This window comes from Salinibacterium sp. NG22 (genome assembly GCF_015864925.1).
GTDB lineage: Bacteria > Actinomycetota > Actinomycetes > Actinomycetales > Microbacteriaceae > Rhodoglobus.
The window spans coordinates 634,941-651,516 of sequence record NZ_JADYWG010000001.1 but is presented as its reverse complement, the minus strand read 5'-3'; the positions used below and the strand labels follow the sequence as shown (position 1 = coordinate 651,516).

At 62.3% G+C, this 16,576-nt stretch carries 12 protein-coding genes; 7 read left to right on the top strand and 5 right to left on the bottom strand.

Annotation, left to right across the window (positions count from 1 at the left end; translation table 11 throughout):
• Positions 1–3 precede the first annotated feature (3 nt).
• Together I6E81_RS03140 and I6E81_RS14660 are read left to right on the top strand one after the other, a co-directional pair.
• Positions 4–231, top strand: coding sequence for a hypothetical protein (locus I6E81_RS03140; RefSeq protein WP_197105945.1), 228 nt, complete (start codon positions 4–6; stop codon positions 229–231).
• A 156-nt stretch (positions 232–387) separates the two neighbouring features.
• Entirely contained in the window at positions 388–807 is a 420-nt protein-coding gene (locus I6E81_RS14660) for a PfkB family carbohydrate kinase (RefSeq protein WP_368855402.1), read from the top strand.
• A 260-nt stretch (positions 808–1,067) separates the two neighbouring features.
• Here the strand turns inward: I6E81_RS14660 and I6E81_RS03130 are convergent, their stop codons facing one another.
• The 3 genes from I6E81_RS03130 to pepN all read right to left on the bottom strand — a co-directional run bounded on the left by I6E81_RS03130 (position 1,068) and on the right by pepN (position 5,176).
• Positions 1,068–1,439: a globin gene (locus I6E81_RS03130; RefSeq protein WP_197107140.1), complete on the bottom strand. Its 372-nt coding sequence runs from the start codon at positions 1,437–1,439 to the stop codon at positions 1,068–1,070.
• Positions 1,440–1,567: 128 nt separating this feature from the next.
• Complete coding sequence (locus I6E81_RS03125) at positions 1,568–2,557, bottom strand: mechanosensitive ion channel family protein (RefSeq protein WP_197105943.1); 990 nt, start codon at positions 2,555–2,557, stop codon at positions 1,568–1,570.
• Positions 2,558–2,635: 78 nt separating this feature from the next.
• Positions 2,636–5,176, bottom strand: a complete 2,541-nt coding sequence (pepN, locus tag I6E81_RS03120) for an aminopeptidase N (RefSeq protein ID WP_197105942.1) — start codon at positions 5,174–5,176, stop codon at positions 2,636–2,638.
• A 106-nt stretch (positions 5,177–5,282) separates the two neighbouring features.
• Between pepN and I6E81_RS03115 the strand changes: the two genes are divergently transcribed.
• The 3 genes from I6E81_RS03115 (at position 5,283) to I6E81_RS03105 (ending at position 8,373) form a co-directional block, all read left to right on the top strand.
• Positions 5,283–5,771 (top strand): ribose-5-phosphate isomerase, encoded by a 489-nt coding sequence (locus I6E81_RS03115; RefSeq protein WP_197105941.1) that lies wholly within the window; start codon positions 5,283–5,285, stop codon positions 5,769–5,771.
• On the top strand, positions 5,771–6,826 hold the full coding sequence (locus tag I6E81_RS03110) for an Fpg/Nei family DNA glycosylase (RefSeq protein WP_197105940.1): 1,056 nt from the start codon (positions 5,771–5,773) through the stop codon (positions 6,824–6,826). The genes I6E81_RS03115 and I6E81_RS03110 overlap by 1 nt, the downstream gene beginning before the upstream one ends.
• Before the next feature lie 71 nt (positions 6,827–6,897).
• Positions 6,898–8,373: an amidohydrolase gene (locus tag I6E81_RS03105; RefSeq protein ID WP_197105939.1), complete on the top strand. Its 1,476-nt coding sequence runs from the start codon at positions 6,898–6,900 to the stop codon at positions 8,371–8,373.
• A 52-nt stretch (positions 8,374–8,425) separates the two neighbouring features.
• Here the strand turns inward: I6E81_RS03105 and I6E81_RS03100 are convergent, their stop codons facing one another.
• Positions 8,426–8,914: a Dps family protein gene (locus tag I6E81_RS03100; protein ID WP_197105938.1), complete on the bottom strand. Its 489-nt coding sequence runs from the start codon at positions 8,912–8,914 to the stop codon at positions 8,426–8,428.
• Positions 8,915–9,178: 264 nt separating this feature from the next.
• Between I6E81_RS03100 and I6E81_RS03095 the strand changes: the two genes are divergently transcribed.
• A complete protein-coding gene (locus I6E81_RS03095) occupies positions 9,179–10,549 on the top strand; it encodes a sensor histidine kinase (protein WP_197105937.1) in 1,371 nt (456 codons plus the stop codon).
• Positions 10,550–10,559: 10 nt separating this feature from the next.
• A complete protein-coding gene (locus I6E81_RS03090) occupies positions 10,560–11,207 on the top strand; it encodes a response regulator transcription factor (protein WP_231600582.1) in 648 nt (215 codons plus the stop codon).
• Between the two features lie 17 nt (positions 11,208–11,224).
• On the opposite strand, the gene I6E81_RS03085 is transcribed toward I6E81_RS03090, so the two are convergent.
• Positions 11,225–16,534 carry an SCO7613 C-terminal domain-containing membrane protein gene (locus tag I6E81_RS03085; RefSeq protein ID WP_197105936.1) on the bottom strand — a complete coding sequence of 1,770 codons (5,310 nt, stop codon included), beginning with the start codon at positions 16,532–16,534 and terminating at the stop codon, positions 11,225–11,227.
• Positions 16,535–16,576 lie beyond the last annotated feature (42 nt).

Here is a 16,576-nt window from a genome sequence, read left to right as displayed (position 1 = left end):
CGAATGATCATCGTCACACCGAATTTCACGATCGACCGTGTGGTGTCGGTCGATGAGCTCGTGTCGGCGGGTGGTGAAGGGGTGAATGTAACGCGAACTCTCGCCGCGATGGACAGCCGCGCAGACCTCGTGTGCTCGCCCCAGGGTTCGCTTGTCGAGGTCACGCACGACTTGCGGTGCTCGCAAAACAAGCGGGGTGCAGAGTTGCTGTGGACGAGGCACGCGACTTAATCGCCAAGGCCTTGTCCGCGACGCCTGACTTTGTCTGCTCAAGCCTTTCAGAAGCGCTAGAAATTTTGGGAGGCAACCGCCTAGGCCTAGTCGCTGAGTCTCGCCCGGACCTGCCTGAAATGGCGCGTGCGGCAGGCCGAGCGCTGAGCGAATGGGGTGCGATTCGTGCGGCGGTCACCGGTGGCGCGGCTGGCGCAGGCCGTGTGTGACGGAGGCATAACTCGCTGGGTTCCGGTGACCAAGGTCGACGCCGTGGGGGCTGGAGACTCTTTCGTTGCTGGATTTGTATCCAGCCTTGAGTACTCGAACAACATCGACCGCGCAGTCGATTGTGGCGTTGCCATCGCATCGGCCGCAGTAGTAGTCCCTAGTCGCAAGTCGGGTCCGTGCCACTCGTGCGCAGTGGCTATTCGGCCGGAGGTAGACCGGATTCTAGGAATCAATTGGGAGGGTCTGCCTAGCGACGAGAACCGGGACTGCTGCAAGAGCCACAGCAACAGGGAATCTGGTGTCGAGACACTGCTATCGCCGCCATCGTTGACAGAGTCACTTTCATTCGTAGAGGCCAAATCATAGGGCTCGCGCTGTTGCAGATCATGGTGATCCTGTCGCCACGGGATACCGGAGAAGCGCCGTGCGCCCATGGAATGGGGCTACTCGAACACGAACTAGAAGATTTTCGATAGCGGCTAGGAGACCTCGCGCCTCTCGAATCGGAGCTGAAGGGCGTCAATCAACAAAACTAAAGGTCCCGACCCGGCTAACTGCAGCGCGGCTGAAACCTGCTCCATCATCCCGAGCTCCCGAGCTCCCGAGAGAAATGAAGCCCGGAGGCCCTACTCCTCAAACGTATTGACCATGGCGTGCGCGGCACGGTCGAGGTACGCCCAGATTTCGGCGTCGTAGAGCGGCGGTAATTCGAGAGTGTCGAGGGCGTTGCGCATGTGGTGCAACCAGCGGTCTCGGGCATCCGGGTTCACCTTGAAGGGCATGTGACGCTGGCGCAGGCGGGGGTGTCCGCGTTCCTGGCTGTACGTGTTCGGGCCGCCCCAATACTGTTCCAAGAAACCCGTCAGGCGTTGGATCGCACCCTCGAGCTCGGGCTGCTCGGGGTACATCGGCAGCAGCACCTCATCGGTTGCCACGCCAACATAGAACTCGCGCACGAGCTTCTCGAACGTGTCGCGACCGCCGATGAGTTCCCACATCGAATCGGCCGGAGCATCCGGGGTCACCGCCGGCTTCGCAATCAACCGAATCTTCGGCAATTTCGCCGGCGCAGCCTCACTTGTCGGCTCGACGCCATCAGCGGGCTCGGTCACGTTCTCAGCTTCGGTCATTTCTTGGGCTTCTCCTCGGGAAAATTCACCGGTACCGGCCGCGTGCGGGGCGGTCGTGCACCGCGCACACTCGCAGCACCATCAAAGCCACTCAACACGATCGAGTTCAATGCGGGAAGTTTGACACCCGCCTCATCCAAATCCTTCTTCAAACGGGCGCGCAACTCGCGCGCAACGTCATCCTTTGTGGCGGATGCCGTCTTCACGACGAGTCGAACGACCACGGCTTCATCCGAGATCGATTCGATGCCCCAAATCTCGGGCACCTCCAAGATGCGAGTAGCCCATTTGGGAGTCTTCGATAGATCGATCGCCGTCTGCAAGATGCGCTCCTGCACGGCATCCACATCCGACTCATACGGCACAGCAAGATCGATGATCACGCGCGCCCACCCCTGCGACATGTTGCCGACGCGGGTGATTTCACCATTGCGCACAAACCAGAGGGTGCCGTTCACATCGCGCACCTGCGTGGTGCGGATATCGACAGATTCCACAACGCCCACAGCCGGCCCGAGGTCAACAATGTCGCCAACGCCCAACTGATCCTCGGCCACCATAAAGAGACCGTTCAGCACGTCTTTGACCACGTTTTGGGCACCGAAACCGAGACCGGCACCTGTGGCTGCGGTGATGAGTGCGAAGGCGCCCGTGGCGTTCGGCGCGAAGAGATCGAAGAGCAACAGCAGCACAACGATCACGATGGCAACCGTGATCAGGCTGGAGAGAACTCCGCCGAGGGTGCGGGTGCGTTGAACAACGCGCACCGCCGCCAGGGGAGAGGTCAGAAGAACTTGAGTGTCGTGGATGTTCTCTTTGTGCTTCACGCCGTTCACTACGCGGTCGACGACGCGCTTGATGACGAACAGCAGAATGAAGCGGAGAACCCACGCGCCCGCGATGATGACGACGCCTTTGAGTAGCGTCGAGCCCTCGTAGAACGCGCGCACAGCGGCCCACAAGCCGCCTATCGTGAAATCTTCCATGTTGGGGAGCCTAGCGAGCGACTGCTGAATAGTCGCCGCTAGGCTCCCGCACGGCCACCCGAAGGCGGCTGAAAGGGGTTAGGAGTTGTCGCGAGCCTGAACTACCAGCGCACGCTCAACACCCGCAAGGTTCTCCACGATGATGCGGCGCAGGGCCGGCACGTCGGGGTTTGCCTCAAGCCAGGCGTTCGTGGCATCCACGAGTCCCTGGTTTGCCAGCGGTGCCGGGTATAGGCCACGCAGGACCGTCTCGGCAATCGCGTAGCTGCGGTTGTTCCACACATCGTTGATCGCCTCGAAGTACGGAGCCACAAAAGCTTCCAGCACAGCGGGGTCGTTCACGTGGGTGTAGCCCATCGTCACGTTGCGCACGATCGCGTTCGGAGCCTTGTCGCTCTTCACGAGCGAATCAAACGCAGCCTGCTTGCCAGCCTCGGTTGGAATCGTCGCACGAACCCGAGCCGCAGCCTGCTGGCCGTTTGCCGTCTTGTCCTTGGCGAGCGCCTCATCCACGTCAGCATCACCGGCAGCACCGTTGAGCACGAGGCCCTCCAGAAGCTCCCAGCTCAGGTCAGTGTCAATCTCGAGACCCTCCAGCGTGGTCGAACCGCTGAGCAGAGCGCGAAGCACCGTAACGTGCTGTTCGGTGGAGGCCACATTCGCGAAGTACTTCACGAACTGGAACTGAGCATCCGATCCAGCTTCAGCACTCTGAGCGAGACTCCAGAGCGTGTCGCCGATCTTCTCGACCGTGGCGGCACGACGCTCAGGAGCAACGTACTGCTTAGCAACCAGAACCAGCTGCGCGAGCGTGGTGCGGATGGTGGTCGACTCGGTCTCCGACGCAATGTTGCCGAGAACCAGGGCAACATAATCGCTGGCCGGAGTCTCAGAATCACGAGCAGCATCCCACGCGGCACCCCACACGATGGCACGAGCCAACGGGTTAGTGATGTCCGAGAGGTGGTTCATCGCCACCGCCAATGACGCGTCATCGAGACGGATCTTCGCGTACGCGAGGTCGTCATCGTTGATCAGGATGAGGTCGGGGCGCTTCGTACCGACGAGCTCGGGAACCTCGGTGCGCTCGCCTTCAACATCGATCTCGATGCGGTGGTGGCGAACGAGCTTGCCGTCCTCCAGCGAGTAGTAGCCGATAGCGAGACGGTGTGGGCGGATCGTGGGGTAATCGTCGGCTGCGGTCTGAACGATTGCGAAGCTTTCGACGGTTCCGTCTTCAGCGGTCACCACATCCGGACGCAGCGTGTTCACGCCAGCGGTCTCAAGCCACAGCTTGCTCCACTCCATGAGCTCGCGGCCACTGGTCTTCTCCAGCTCAACGAGCAGATCCTTGAGCTCGGAGTTGCCGTAGGCGTGCTTCTTGAAGTACGCCGCAACGCCAGCCATGAACGCTTCGAGGCCAACCCAAGCAACGAGCTGCTTGAGAATCGAGCCACCCTTGGCGTAGGTGATGCCGTCGAAGTTGACGAGAACGTCATCGAGGTCGTTGATCGACGCGTAGACGGGGTGAGTCGACGGAAGCTGGTCCTGCTTGTAGGCCCAGCTCTTCTCCATGGCCGCGAACGTGGTCCACGCTTCGGTCCACTCGGTAGCTTCAGCGGTAGCGATGGTGGATGCCCACTCAGCGAACGATTCGTTGAGCCACAGGTCGTTCCACCACTTCATGGTCACGAGGTCGCCGAACCACATGTGAGCCAACTCGTGCAAGATCGTGACGACGCGACGTTCCTTGATGGCGTCGGTCACCTTCGAACGGAAGACGTAGGTCTCGGTGAACGTGACAGCGCCAGCATTCTCCATGGCACCCGCGTTGAACTCGGGCACGAACAGCTGGTCGTACTTGGGGAAGGGGTACGGGTACTGGAAGTGCTTCTCGAAGTACTCAAAGCCCTGCTTGGTCTTTTCGAAAATGTAGTCAGCATCGAGGTACTCGCTCAGCGAAGCACGCGTGAAGATACCGAGGGGGATGACGCGGCCATCGCTCGAGGTGAGCTCGTCGCGAACCTCGGCATACGGGCCAGCCACGATCGCGGTGATGTAGCTCGCCATGATCTGAGTGGGTGGGAACTCCCACGTGGCGTTCTCGCCATCCACAACAGGCTCAGGGGTGGGCGAGTTGCTGATCATGGCCCAGCGTGCCGGTGCGGTCACCGTGAACTGGAACGTGGCCTTGAGGTCAGGCTGCTCGAACACAGCGAAAACGCGGCGCGAATCCGGCACCTCGAACTGCGAGTAGAGGTAAACCTCGTCGTCAACGGGGTCAACGAAGCGGTGCAGACCCTCACCGGTGTTGGTGTATTCGGCATCCGCCACAACCTCAAGAACGTTGTTCTCAGCAAGGTTGTCGAGCTGGATGCGCACACCATCGTTCACGGCAGCAACATCAAGAGCGGTGCCGTTGAGGGTGACCGAGTCAACCGTGCGGGTGATCGAATCAATGAAAGTGGATGCGCCAGCAGTGGCAGTAAAACGAACAGTCGTGCTGCTCTTAAACGTCTCAGGGCCAGTGGTGAGGTCAAGCGCAATCTCATAACTGTCTACGTTGACAATCGCTTTGCGTTCTTGCGCTTCAACTCGGGTGAGGTTCTCTCCGGGCACGTACAACTCCTTCGTCTTGGGGCGGTTTGTGACCGCACCCAACTAGCTTATGCCGCGCCCGCTGAATGTCGGCAATGGTGGATGATCGCGACCGTAGACTGGACAAATGCGCATCCATATCGCCACCGATCACGCTGGCCTCGAGTTCAGTGCCACCCTGCAGCAGCACCTCACCGATGCCGGCCACGAAGTGATCGATCACGGCCCCGTTCAGTACGACGCTCTCGACGATTACCCCGGATTCTGCATCGCCGCAGCCCGTGGTGTCGCCGCCGACCAGGCTGCCGGTGTCGAAGCGCTCGGTGTTGTCTTTGGTGGGTCGGGAAACGGTGAGCAGATCGCCGCCAACAAGGTTGTGGGCATCCGCGCCGCCCTCGTGTGGAACGACTCGACCGCCGCTCTGGCCCGCCAGCACAACGACGCCAACGTCATCTCCATCGGCGCCCGTCAGCACACCGTCGACGAAGCCACGCGCTTCATCGACCTCTTCATTGCCGAGCCCTTCTCGGGCGACGAGCGCCACGCCCGCCGCATCGCTCAGCTTGCCGAGTACGAGACGACAGGCGCCATCGCCGCGCACCCCTTCGACGACTAATGCCTGAGGGGCATTCCGTACATCGCATTGCGCGCCAGTTCGCGCTGCACTTCGTCGGCAAAACCGTCGCCGTGTCATCACCGCAAGGTCGCTTTGCTGCGGGAGCCGAACGCATCGATGGACTTCGGATGCTCAGCGCCAAAGCCGTGGGCAAGCAGATGTTCCTCGAATTCGAGCACGACCGCTGGCTGCGCGTGCACCTCGGGCTCTACGGAGCCTGGGATTTCGCCGGCAACTTCACGGCCGACGCGACTACCGCATCTGCTGCCGGGCGCATGGGGCAGACCAACCAGCACGGCACCGTTGTTGATGATGCTGACGCTGGGTCTGGGGCTGTCGAGATGAGCAGCGCTGCGGCGGGTGCGGGCAACACGGTTGTGGGGGAGCACGAAGACTCGCTTGCGAGCATCGGTGCCCCGCGCCGCACGCGCTTGCGGATGTCGGAGCAAGAGAAAGCCAGCGACACGGTTTCAGAGTTCCCGCCCGAGCCCATCGGCGCCGTGCGGGTTCGCCTGCTCACCGACACGACGTGTGCTGACTTGCGCGGGCCCACCGCGTGCGAAGTGCTGAATCCCGACGAAGTGCAAGTCGCGCTCAACAAGCTCGGGCCCGACCCCTTGGTCGACGACAATGGCGAGGCCGAAGAACGCTTTGTGGCAACCGTTCGCAAGAAGCAGACGGCTATCGGCATCCAACTCATGGATCAGTCGATCGTCAGCGGCATCGGCAACGTCTACCGTGCCGAGATTTTGTTCCGCGCCCGCCTCGATCCGCACACACCGGGCAAGCTCATCCCCGAAGAACTGGTGCGCGAACTCTGGCGCGACTGGGCCCACCTGCTCGAAATCGGTGTGCGTACCGGCCAGATGATGACAATGGATGGGCTCACCGGCGACGACTACACGGCCGCGCTCGCGAGCCGGGATGACCGTCACTGGGTGTATCACCGCGAAGGTCTGCCGTGCCGTGTGTGTGGCACGAACATCGCAATGGAACTCGCCTCGGCCCGCAAGCTGTACTGGTGCCCCAGCTGCCAAGCACCACTGGGTAGCTAAAGTGCGTCACCGCTCTAACTGCGCGTACGCTAGCTCAGAACTAGCCGCAGAAATGACAAGGGCACTACCGAGTGAAACTGACTAACGCGCGCATCGTCGGCGACGATGCCTCCGCCCTGGTCGATGTCACCCTCACCGAGGGACGCATCTCCGCTATCGAGCCCCACGGGCAGTCGGCGGATGCCGCTGGCGACGTTGCTGCAGACAGCGACGCTGCCGATCACGACACCATCGATCTCGACGGCCGCTGGATCATGCCCGGCCTGTGGGATCAGCACGTGCACTCCAGCATGTGGGCGCAGCAATCGCAGCGCCTTGATCTCAGCCACACGACCTCGGCCACCGAAGTTGCTGTCACCCTTGCTACTTCGGTGCTCCCGCAGTCCGACGGCATCATCGTGGGTCAAGGATTCCGCGACGCCCTCTGGCCCGACCAGCCCACTCGCGCCCTGCTCGACTCGGCCGTCTCCGACATCGCCGTCGTGCTCGTCAGCGGCGACCTGCATTCCTGTTGGCTCAACAGTCTCGCCCTCGAGCGCTTCGGTTTTTACGACCACCCCACCGGGTTCCTGCGCGAAGAAGAAGCCTTCGCTGTCGGAAGTGCGCTCAGCCGAGTGGAGCCCGACATTCTTGATGGCTGGATCCGTGACGGGGCTGCGGAAGCGGCATCCCGTGGCGTCGTCGGAATCGTCGATCTCGAAATGACGTGGGAGTTCGAGAACTGGCAGCGCCGCATGCTCGAAGGATTCGATCTCTTCCGGGTGCGCGTTGGTGTTTACCCGCGCTTCCTGGAACGCGCCATCTTCGAAGGCCTCGCCACCGGGCAACAGTTGGCGCCACTGCTCGAAGTCGGGCCGTTCAAGATCATCACCGACGGTTCGCTCAACACCCGCACCGCGTACTGCGTCGAGCATTACCCGGGCGAACCACACAACAGGGGAGTGCTCAACATCCCCGCTGACGAACTCGTCGAGTGGATCCGCACTGCCAGCGACGCCGGTTTGTCGCCCGCCGTGCACGCCATCGGCGACGACGCCAACACGCTCGCCCTCAACGCTTTTGAAATCGTCGGATGCCGTGGCCGCATCGAGCACGCCCAGTCACTTTCTGAATCGGACTTGCCTCGCTTCGCGGCTCTCGGAATCGCAGCAAGCGTGCAGCCCGAACACGCCATGGATGACCGCGATGTTGCCGACGCTCTCTGGCCCGGACGCAACCACCGCACGATCGCGCTGCGTTCCATGCTCGATGCCGGCATCGAACTTCTGATGGGCTCGGATGCTCCGGTCGCCCCGCTCGACCCGTGGGCAGCGATCGCGTCGGCTGTGAGCCGCAGCCGCGATGGGCGGGAGCCGTGGTATCCCGAACAGCGCATCACCGTAGCCGAAGCTCTCAAGGCCTCGGTGCAATCGACCATCGCCGTGGGCGAAGTGGCGGACATTGTTGTGACACGCAAAAACCCGCTCGACTGCAGCGGTGATGAGCTGCGGGCGATGCGGGTTGACGCGACGATTCTGGATGGGCGCTTCACTCACAACCAGTTGTAGCGACGACGAATCGGAGGCTCAACTAGTCGCGGTGAAGCGACCGCCAGAGAAGTTACTTGGTGGCGAGGTGAGCGAAGAGGAACCAGCGGTCCTTCTCCAGCCCACGAGCGATCTCGATGGCAACATCTTCGCTGACCTTGTCGAGCTCACCGAGCTCGTCAACGGCGGTGCGGACGGTCACGAGAGTCGCATCGATCGCGGCGATAACCTGCGCGATGACCTCATCGGACTGCTGGAAGCCTGCGGTCATGCTCGGAGTCGTTGCCTTGGCGCCGACGGTCTGCGTGCGAGCGTCAATCGGAAGTCCGAGAGCGACTACGCGCTCTGCTGCCGTGTCTGCCCACTCGCGGGCGTGGTCGACGATGACGTCGAGAAGTTCGTGTACTGCCTGGAAGTTGACACCGCGAACGTGCCAGTGAGCCTGCTTGCCGTCAATCGACAGGGCCGTGAGGTCGGTGACGACCGGGCCGAGGAACTGGGCAACACCCGAGGTGACATCAGGGTCTGCTGAGGTCTGCGGAACTGCTTTAATTTCGGTCATTGTGTGCTCCTTCGTTGTTCTACAGGTACAACGCTACGTCGGCGCAAAAAATTCGCAAGCAAGCTGAGGCAACGCTAACCCGCTACAACACGCGGTTTCCGACAGTGCCGAATGGATGCCAGTCTGCAACGCAGAGCTCGCTCACGGGGGATATCCCCACTGCCGTTTTGTGTGCATCCACGCTGGGGAGTGTTTCTGCTTTTCGCGATTCTGTAGGAGACGAACATCCGCCCCGCCAATGCGCGAGACTAAAGCGAGAGACTAATGACTACAGACACTGTGACGAAGCCCCGAAACCCCTATTGGCAGCTGTGGCGCACCACGCCAAAAGAGGTGCTCTATCTGATCCTCGGATTCCCGATTGCGATAACTGGATTCGGCGTGGCAATCTCGCTCGTCGCTACCGGGATCGGCACACTCGCGGTCTTTCTTATCGGGTTCTTTGTCATGATTTTGGCGTTGTATGTTGGCCGCGGCTTCGGGCTGGCCCATGTCAACCTTCTGGAATGGACTGGCCGGGCCCGGCTAGAGCGCCCGGATTGGCAAGACGACCGAGCCGCTACAGGTTTCGGCGGCTGGCTCGCTGCGACGCTCGGCAACGCCCACTACTGGCTGTACCTGCTGCACACCACAATTCTTGGCTTCATTCTCACGATCATCACGTGGACGATCTCCTTCGTGTGGCTCACCGTCGGACTTACCGGAATCTTCGCGTGGGCCCTCGATGGTGAAGTGCAGACGGGCGACCCCGACTGGTCGATCGGCGAGTGGTCCTTCGGCCTCTTCGGGGTCAACACCGCCGGTTGGAACCCTGTAATTGCCGACAACATCGTTGCGTTCGTCATCGGCCTCATCTTCATCGCCACCCTCCCGTTCGTCACTCGCGGCCTCGTTCTGACCCAGTGGTGGCTTGCCCGCGGAACCCTCACCGCCTTCAAGTCGGATGGTCTTCGCCGCGAAGTGCAGTCCCTCGAAGAGTCGCGTGGCGCTGCCCTCTCGGCAGAAGGTCACTCGCTTCGCCGGCTGGAGCGTGACATCCACGACGGCCCGCAGCAGCGTCTCGTGCGACTGCAGATGGATCTCGCGGCTGCTGAACGCCAGCTCGACACCAATCCAGACAAGGCTCGCCAGTTGCTCACGGAAGCCCAAGCGCAGTCGGCTGAAGCGCTCGAAGAACTGCGGGCTCTGTCACGCGGGTTCGCACCGCCACTTTTGCTCGACCGTGGCCTCGTTGCAGCCCTTGAATCAGTAGCCGCGCGCGCAGCCGTGCCAACGACGCTCACCTCCGAGCTTCCGACCCCGCTCGTTCTTCCAGGCGAAGTCGAGCGTGCGTCGTACTTCGTTGTCGCTGAATTGCTCACCAACGTCGCCAAGCACGCTCACGCTGGCCATGCCTCCGTTCGGCTTCTCACCGAGCAATCGGATGGCCGTCCCTGGCTCCTCGTTCAGGTCACGGATGACGGCCAGGGCGGCGCCGCGGTGCTCGCCGACCACGGTCTTGCTGGCATCGAAGAACGTGTTCGCGGTGTCGGCGGACGCCTTGAGATCGAGAGCCCCACTGGTGGGCCAACGACGGTAGCGGCGCGGCTGCCTTTGCCCAAACTGAGTGCAGATCGGGCGCCCGTTGACCTCTAGTCTTAAGCGCATGAGCCCTTTGCGCGTTGCTGTTGCTGATGATTCGGTACTGCTGCGCGAAGGGCTCGTGCGTGTGCTCGTCGAAGCCGGCTTCGATGTTGTCGGTGCGTTTGGGGACGCGGATGAGCTGCTCGCGAACCTCGACGACTGTGCTCCCGATCTTGTGGTGCTCGACGTGCGCATGCCGCCGACGTTTCGGGATGAGGGAGTGCGCGCCGCCATTCGCTTGCGTGAATTGCGGCCCCAGATCGGCATCCTCTTGCTCTCGCAGTATGTCGAGGTTGTGTATGCGCAAGAGCTCTTGTCGTCAGGTCGCGGCGGGGTCGGCTACCTCTTGAAGGATCGCGTCGCGTCTCTGGATGAGTTGCAGGATGCGGTGGAGCGGATTTCTGCCGGCAGCACGGTGCTCGATCCCGAGGTTGTTGCTCAACTCGTCGGTCGCCGTCAGGATCCCTTGATGTCGTTGACTCCGCGTGAGCACGAGGTCATGACGCTCGTGGCCGAGGGCCGCACGAATGCGGCTATCGCCAAACAGCTCGTCATCGGTGTTGGCGCGGTCGAAAAGAACGTGACGGCAATATTTCAGAAGCTGAATCTCGAAGATTCGGGCAGCGACCACCGCCGCGTTCTCGCGGTGCTCACCTGGTTGCAGCGCTAGCGTCGCCTTCTTTCTGCTTAGCGAAGGGCGCTGAATTTGGTGTTGAGCGTCTTGAGATCGCGGATGCGCCGCTCGAGCGTAATGCCGAGGAACAACACGATCGCGCCACCGACCACAGCCCACAGCCACCACGAGGTCAGCTGGTAGAAGCTGATGAGCGCGGGAGCAAAAGTGTGCGACGCGTGAATGAGAACGACAACGGTGGCAATGATGAGGGGCGCTTTGAGCTTCAGCCATGCTCCGAGCACGATGATCGTCACGCCGACGATTCCGAGAGCAACAATGCGCCACTGAGTTCCCGCGCTATCGGTGTCCACAAACGTCGCGATGAGACTGGGGGCCAGCAGCACAACGAGGCCGCCGCTAAGCCACTGCATGCTGCGCGCATCCGGATCGCTCACCATCCGCAGCCCTCCGTGGGCGAGCAGAGCCACCCCGAGAAGCACAGACACCCACTCGAGTGGCTCCACGAGCGTTCCGAAGTACCCGATCACGCCGAGGATGCTGGCGAGAGTGAAGGCGAGGTAGCTCATGCGGTGGGTAAGCGGTCGCGTAGAGGCACGAGCCGCGAGCACGAGAAGAACGCTGCCGAGTGCGACCAGGCTAATGATGCGAACGGCGTCGACCGACGCGTTTCGCTGGTCTGTGCCGAGCAACGTCAGGATTTCCATCCCATAAAGCAGCACGAGGGCACTGCCGAGCAGCACTTCGCTCATGGTTGCCCACCCCGGGCGGTTCTCGTCACGAGAGAATCCACTCGCAGCGGCACCGAAGCTGGCGAGAGCCAGAAGCGCAACCGCGACCAGCAGACCGGAGTCGAGTTCAGGCAACAGTCCTCTATTTTCAGACAGCAGGATGAACGCCCGTGACGCAGTCGCGAGAATGAGCCCGGATGCGGACGCAATGATTGCGACGCCCCAGAAGTCGATGAGCTCGCTGCGTGGCTCCACGAAGGCGGCCGCCACTAAGAGAGCTCCGCAGAGCCCCGCGATGATGAGGGTGCGGAGTCCGTTGCCGTCTGCAGCATTGAGCGCGAGGGGAAGCACCGCAATGAGCAGGCCGACGAGAGCGATCGCCGGTGCCGAAGCTAGCCGCGCCCCTCTCAGCTCTGCGCGTGCAATCAGTATCGAGAGGGCGATCACGACGGCGCTGAGAGGCAGAACGTACGCTTCAAGAGCGTCGACGCGGGCCTGATCGAGTCGAAGCCACAGTGCCCACGTGCCAAAGGCCACCGCAGCCCACACCACGTGGCGGCGAAGTGATGCAGACCCGAACACTCCGTCAGTCGAAATGGCACTGAGTAGCAGCGCGACCGACACAAACAACACGATCAGCCATGGAGTGCTCTGTGGCTCGAGAACCGCACTCACCGTCGTGATTGCGGCAACCGTAAGAGCACTGATCTCACTTGCTCGACGAACGGCGCTGCGGTGATCCCGCAGTCGCAGAATCATGCTGAATGCAGCGACGAGCACTGCTGCCGTTGCGGGAGCGAGTTCGATCACGACTGCCGAGAGCTCGATCATTCTGGCAGTGCTATCGAGCAGCCAGGCGGTCGCGGGGGCGAGAGCTGCCGCTGCGGCAATGTTCTCGGGCACAAACGTGTGTGCGCCTCGAGCGAAAATGGTGAAGCTCAACGCTACGACGAGGAGCGCGGCACCCACGGTATTGATGACGGCTACATCGAGCATGAAAGGAGCGGTGACTCCTGATCCGCCGACGACGTTTGCGTTCCAGAAGTGTGCTCCGGCGAATGCGGTCGCGCCAAAGCCTGTCCACCAGAGCGCTTGCGGTTCGAGCATCGTGACCTCACGCGAGCGAATAATTAGTGCTCGTGCGATCATCCCGAAGCCAAGGATGGCGGCGATCAGCCAGAACTCGAGGTACTGCACGACGCCCAGGGCGTAGGTCGCGAGTGCAATGAACGACGCGAGGGTGAACGCAAGGTAGGTCACGTGGGGGGTGAGAGGCGGCGTCGCGAAGCGCGCGCCCACAACGAGAAGCACCGCGCCAAGAGCGACTAAGGCAAGCACCCGGATGTCGGTGAGAGGTGTCGACGAAGTAGACGGGTCAATCACGATGATGCCTTCAACCACATACAGCAGTGTCACGGCGGCGCCGAGCAGCACGGGCCCCGACCGCTGCCACAGGGTGGAGTGCGAGACACGCGCGAAACCGGCGGAGGCGAGTCCGAAACTCGCGATCGTCATGACTACTACAGCGCCGATGAGCCACACTTCTGCTTCGGGCAGCGCGCTCGGTGCGGCGGTCACGGAGTAGAGAACGCGCGCTGCTGTGGCGGTGATGAGTCCCGTGGCTGAGGCGACAACGGCGATTCCCCAGAAACTGAGCAACGACTCGCGCGGCGCAATGAACGACGCGGCAATCAGGAGCGCCGCACACAGGGCGGAGATGACGAGGGTGCTGGTGCCTGAGCCACTTGCGGAGTTCAGCGCGAGCGGCACAACGGCGATAAGTAGTCCAGCGAGAGCGATGAACGCTCCAGAACGCAGGCGGGATTCGCGTAGTTCTGCTCTGGCCGTAAAGATGGCGATTGCCACCACAACCGCGGCAAGCGGCAGTACGTAGGCCTCGAGCGCCTCGACTCGGTATTGCTCAAGGCGTAGCCACAAGGCCCACGTGGCGAATGCGACCGCACCCCAGATAACGAAGCGCCGTGGCGAAGCCGAGCCTACGATTCCGTCGGCGGAGATCGATGCCAGCAGAAGGGTGATCGAGACGAGAAGCGCGATCAGCCAGTGTGTCTCGTGGGGCTGAAGAATTGCACTCGCTGTGGTGAACAGTGCAACGGTGAGCGCGCTGAGTTCAGCGATGCGTCGCACGAATGTGTGTCGGCCCCGCACACGCAGGGCCATCGTGAGCGCTCCGACGAGAACGGATGCCGTGGCCGGCGCTAACTCGATCGCTATAGCGCCGAGACCAGCGGTACGGCTCGCACTATCGAGTGCCCACACCAGCGCGGGCGCGAGCGCCGCAGCGGCAACGAAGCTTTCGATCGAGCGCCCTGTCGGTGCACTCGTTGCACTCGTTGCGCTCGCGGCATTCGTAGCGCCCGTATTTGCTGAGGCTCGGGCAACTAGCGCGGTGTTGTTGAGCATCGTGACGATAAGCACTGCGACGAACAGCACAGAGACGAGCAGGCTGATGGTTGTGAGGCTCAGGGCGAGTGGTGCATTCGCGAAAGGGGCCCCGCTGCCTGTTGCTACCCAAAGAATGATGCCCGCAACTGCGGTGCCGACAATCCCTATCCACCACAGAACCTGTCGTTCGAGGGCGGTCACTTCGCGGGTGCGGGGCCAGAGCGATCGCGCGCTGATGACGACGGCAAGAACGGAGACGGTCATCCACGATTCGAGCGGATGGGGATCGAGGGGAGTGAGTGCGAATTGCAGCTGTTCTCCCACGCCCGCGGCCGCGAGCAACAGCACGAGCATCGTCAAGCCCAGCATCGTCGTGCGAACTGACACAACGGTCACGAGGTAGCGGGCGGCAAAGAGCACGGCCGCTGTGCCGAGGCTGGCGAGAAGCCACGTTCCGTAGCTGGACCATCCTGAACCGAAGGCAAGCGCTAGCGGAGTGAAACCGCCCAGGGCAAGAATGATTGTGCTGAGGCGCAGTCCGGGGCGGCGGCGTTGGCTCACACCGATTGCCACGACAGCCAGTACAGCTAGCGCAAGCCACACCGCAACAGCGAGCAGCAGCGTTCCGGCCAGCGGCGCTGCTAGGGCGAGCGCGGCCCCTGCGCTCGCGAGCAGCAGAGAGAGCCGACCGCGGAGTTGCCGCGTGGCCCACCACGCCAACGCCATAATTACTGGAACGCTGAGGAGGGCAAGCTGAGGCCAGCCGTTGTCGCTGATGGCGAACGGCGCGCTCGCCGCGGTGGTGCGGCGCAGGGACGTCTGAGAGAAATACTGCAGCGCTACAGAGAGCGACGCACTGAGGGGCGCGATCAGCGCGATCGCGGTAATCGCCCAAACGCCGAGCGATGCCCACAGGGTGGTACTCCGGCTTGTCGCGCCGAAGTGTCGCCCGCTCGCCTCGCTCAGCACCGCAAGAGTGGTGAGCGCAGCGGCAACGGAGAACACCGCGATAGGGGAGTCGTTCGATAGGAGAGTCGACACTGCTGTCGCGATCGTGAGACCTGCGATCATCGCGAAAGTGTTGCGGATGATCGGATCGAAGGCCGCACGATGAGCCGCGGTGCTGTGGATTGCCGCTACCGCGCCCAAGACGAGGAGCCAGATTCCCGTCGAGCGATTGCCAGCGAATTCTGACGAGACGAACAGAGAGATGATTGCGCTGAAGAACCCGATCGAGAGCCCCAGATAGGCGAAAACGAGCATGGTCGTGCGCTCTACTCGCCCAGAGTATTCTCCGTGCGCAGCTACGAGGTAGATGAGCGTCGCGGTGGTGAACGCCACCATGGGGAGCAGCACATTTGCCTCAGGGAACCGTCCGTCGGTCAAGCCGGCGACGACGAGGGCAGCCGCGGGCGGGAAAGCCACGAACGCCACCACATTGACGAGCCTGATTGTGCTCGCCCGATGCCACCACATGAATCCCAGCGCAGCGACGATCATCGCTGAGCCCCAGTACACGCGGCCGGCAGGGTCGCCGACGACAAGTAATTCATTCGCACGCACAGCGTAGATATCGAGCCCGACAAGCACGATGGCAAGTGCGGATAGGGCTTCAGCGGTAGCAGAGAGCCCACGCTTCTTCACCATGGTTGCCCCGACGATGCTGGCGATAGTGATGGTTGCGATGATCGCCGACCGCCAAATGAGCCCAAAGCTAATGAAGGCGTAGATAAGGAAGAAGATCGCGCCGACCGAGAGCAGCGACACTCCCACGATCAGCAGGATGACCTGGATGCCAGCGTGCGAGCGAGCAGCGGGGGCGTCGATCGTTGTCGGAGCTGTGGCTTCAGTGGTGGGTGGAACTGAAACGGGAGTCGGCATCGCGGAAGCGACCGGGGTGGGAGCAGCGATGGGCGTGGGCTGCGGGAACTGCGGATGCACCGGAGCCTCGATCGGAGCCGGCGTCTCCGGGGCCGCAACGGTGTGATCACTGGATTGCAACATGGCGGCCACGCGGGCTGCGCGTTGTGCTGCCGCAGCTTCGAGCGCAGCGTATTCGGCATCCCGAACTTCGTCACGAACGCGTTTGCGTTCGGCGGCGGTCTCGAAACGGATCTTGCCGATGAGCTCGAGCCGGGAATCGAGCAGAGCCGCGACGTCGAGTGATTCTTCGCGGAGAAGGGCGGCATCCGGGTGATTGAGATCAAGCCCACATTGTGAGCACACCGCGGAAGGCGGGAGCGTGACAAAGCACGCCGGGCATCGCGA

Bases quoted from the DNA above. Each gene is read 5' to 3' on its own strand.
- I6E81_RS03140 (WP_197105945.1), top strand. From the start codon at position 4: ATGATCATCGTCACACCGAATTTCACGATCGACCGTGTGGTGTCGGTC.
- I6E81_RS03130 (WP_197107140.1), bottom strand. From the start codon at position 1,439: ATGTGGGAACTCATCGGCGGTCGCGACACGTTCGAGAAGCTCGTGCGC.
- I6E81_RS03125 (WP_197105943.1), bottom strand. From the start codon at position 2,557: ATGGAAGATTTCACGATAGGCGGCTTGTGGGCCGCTGTGCGCGCGTTC.
- I6E81_RS03115 (WP_197105941.1), top strand. From the start codon at position 5,283: ATGCGCATCCATATCGCCACCGATCACGCTGGCCTCGAGTTCAGTGCC.
- I6E81_RS03110 (WP_197105940.1), top strand. From the start codon at position 5,771: ATGCCTGAGGGGCATTCCGTACATCGCATTGCGCGCCAGTTCGCGCTG.
- I6E81_RS03100 (WP_197105938.1), bottom strand. From the start codon at position 8,914: ATGACCGAAATTAAAGCAGTTCCGCAGACCTCAGCAGACCCTGATGTC.
- I6E81_RS03095 (WP_197105937.1), top strand. From the start codon at position 9,179: ATGACTACAGACACTGTGACGAAGCCCCGAAACCCCTATTGGCAGCTG.
- I6E81_RS03090 (WP_231600582.1), top strand. From the start codon at position 10,560: ATGAGCCCTTTGCGCGTTGCTGTTGCTGATGATTCGGTACTGCTGCGC.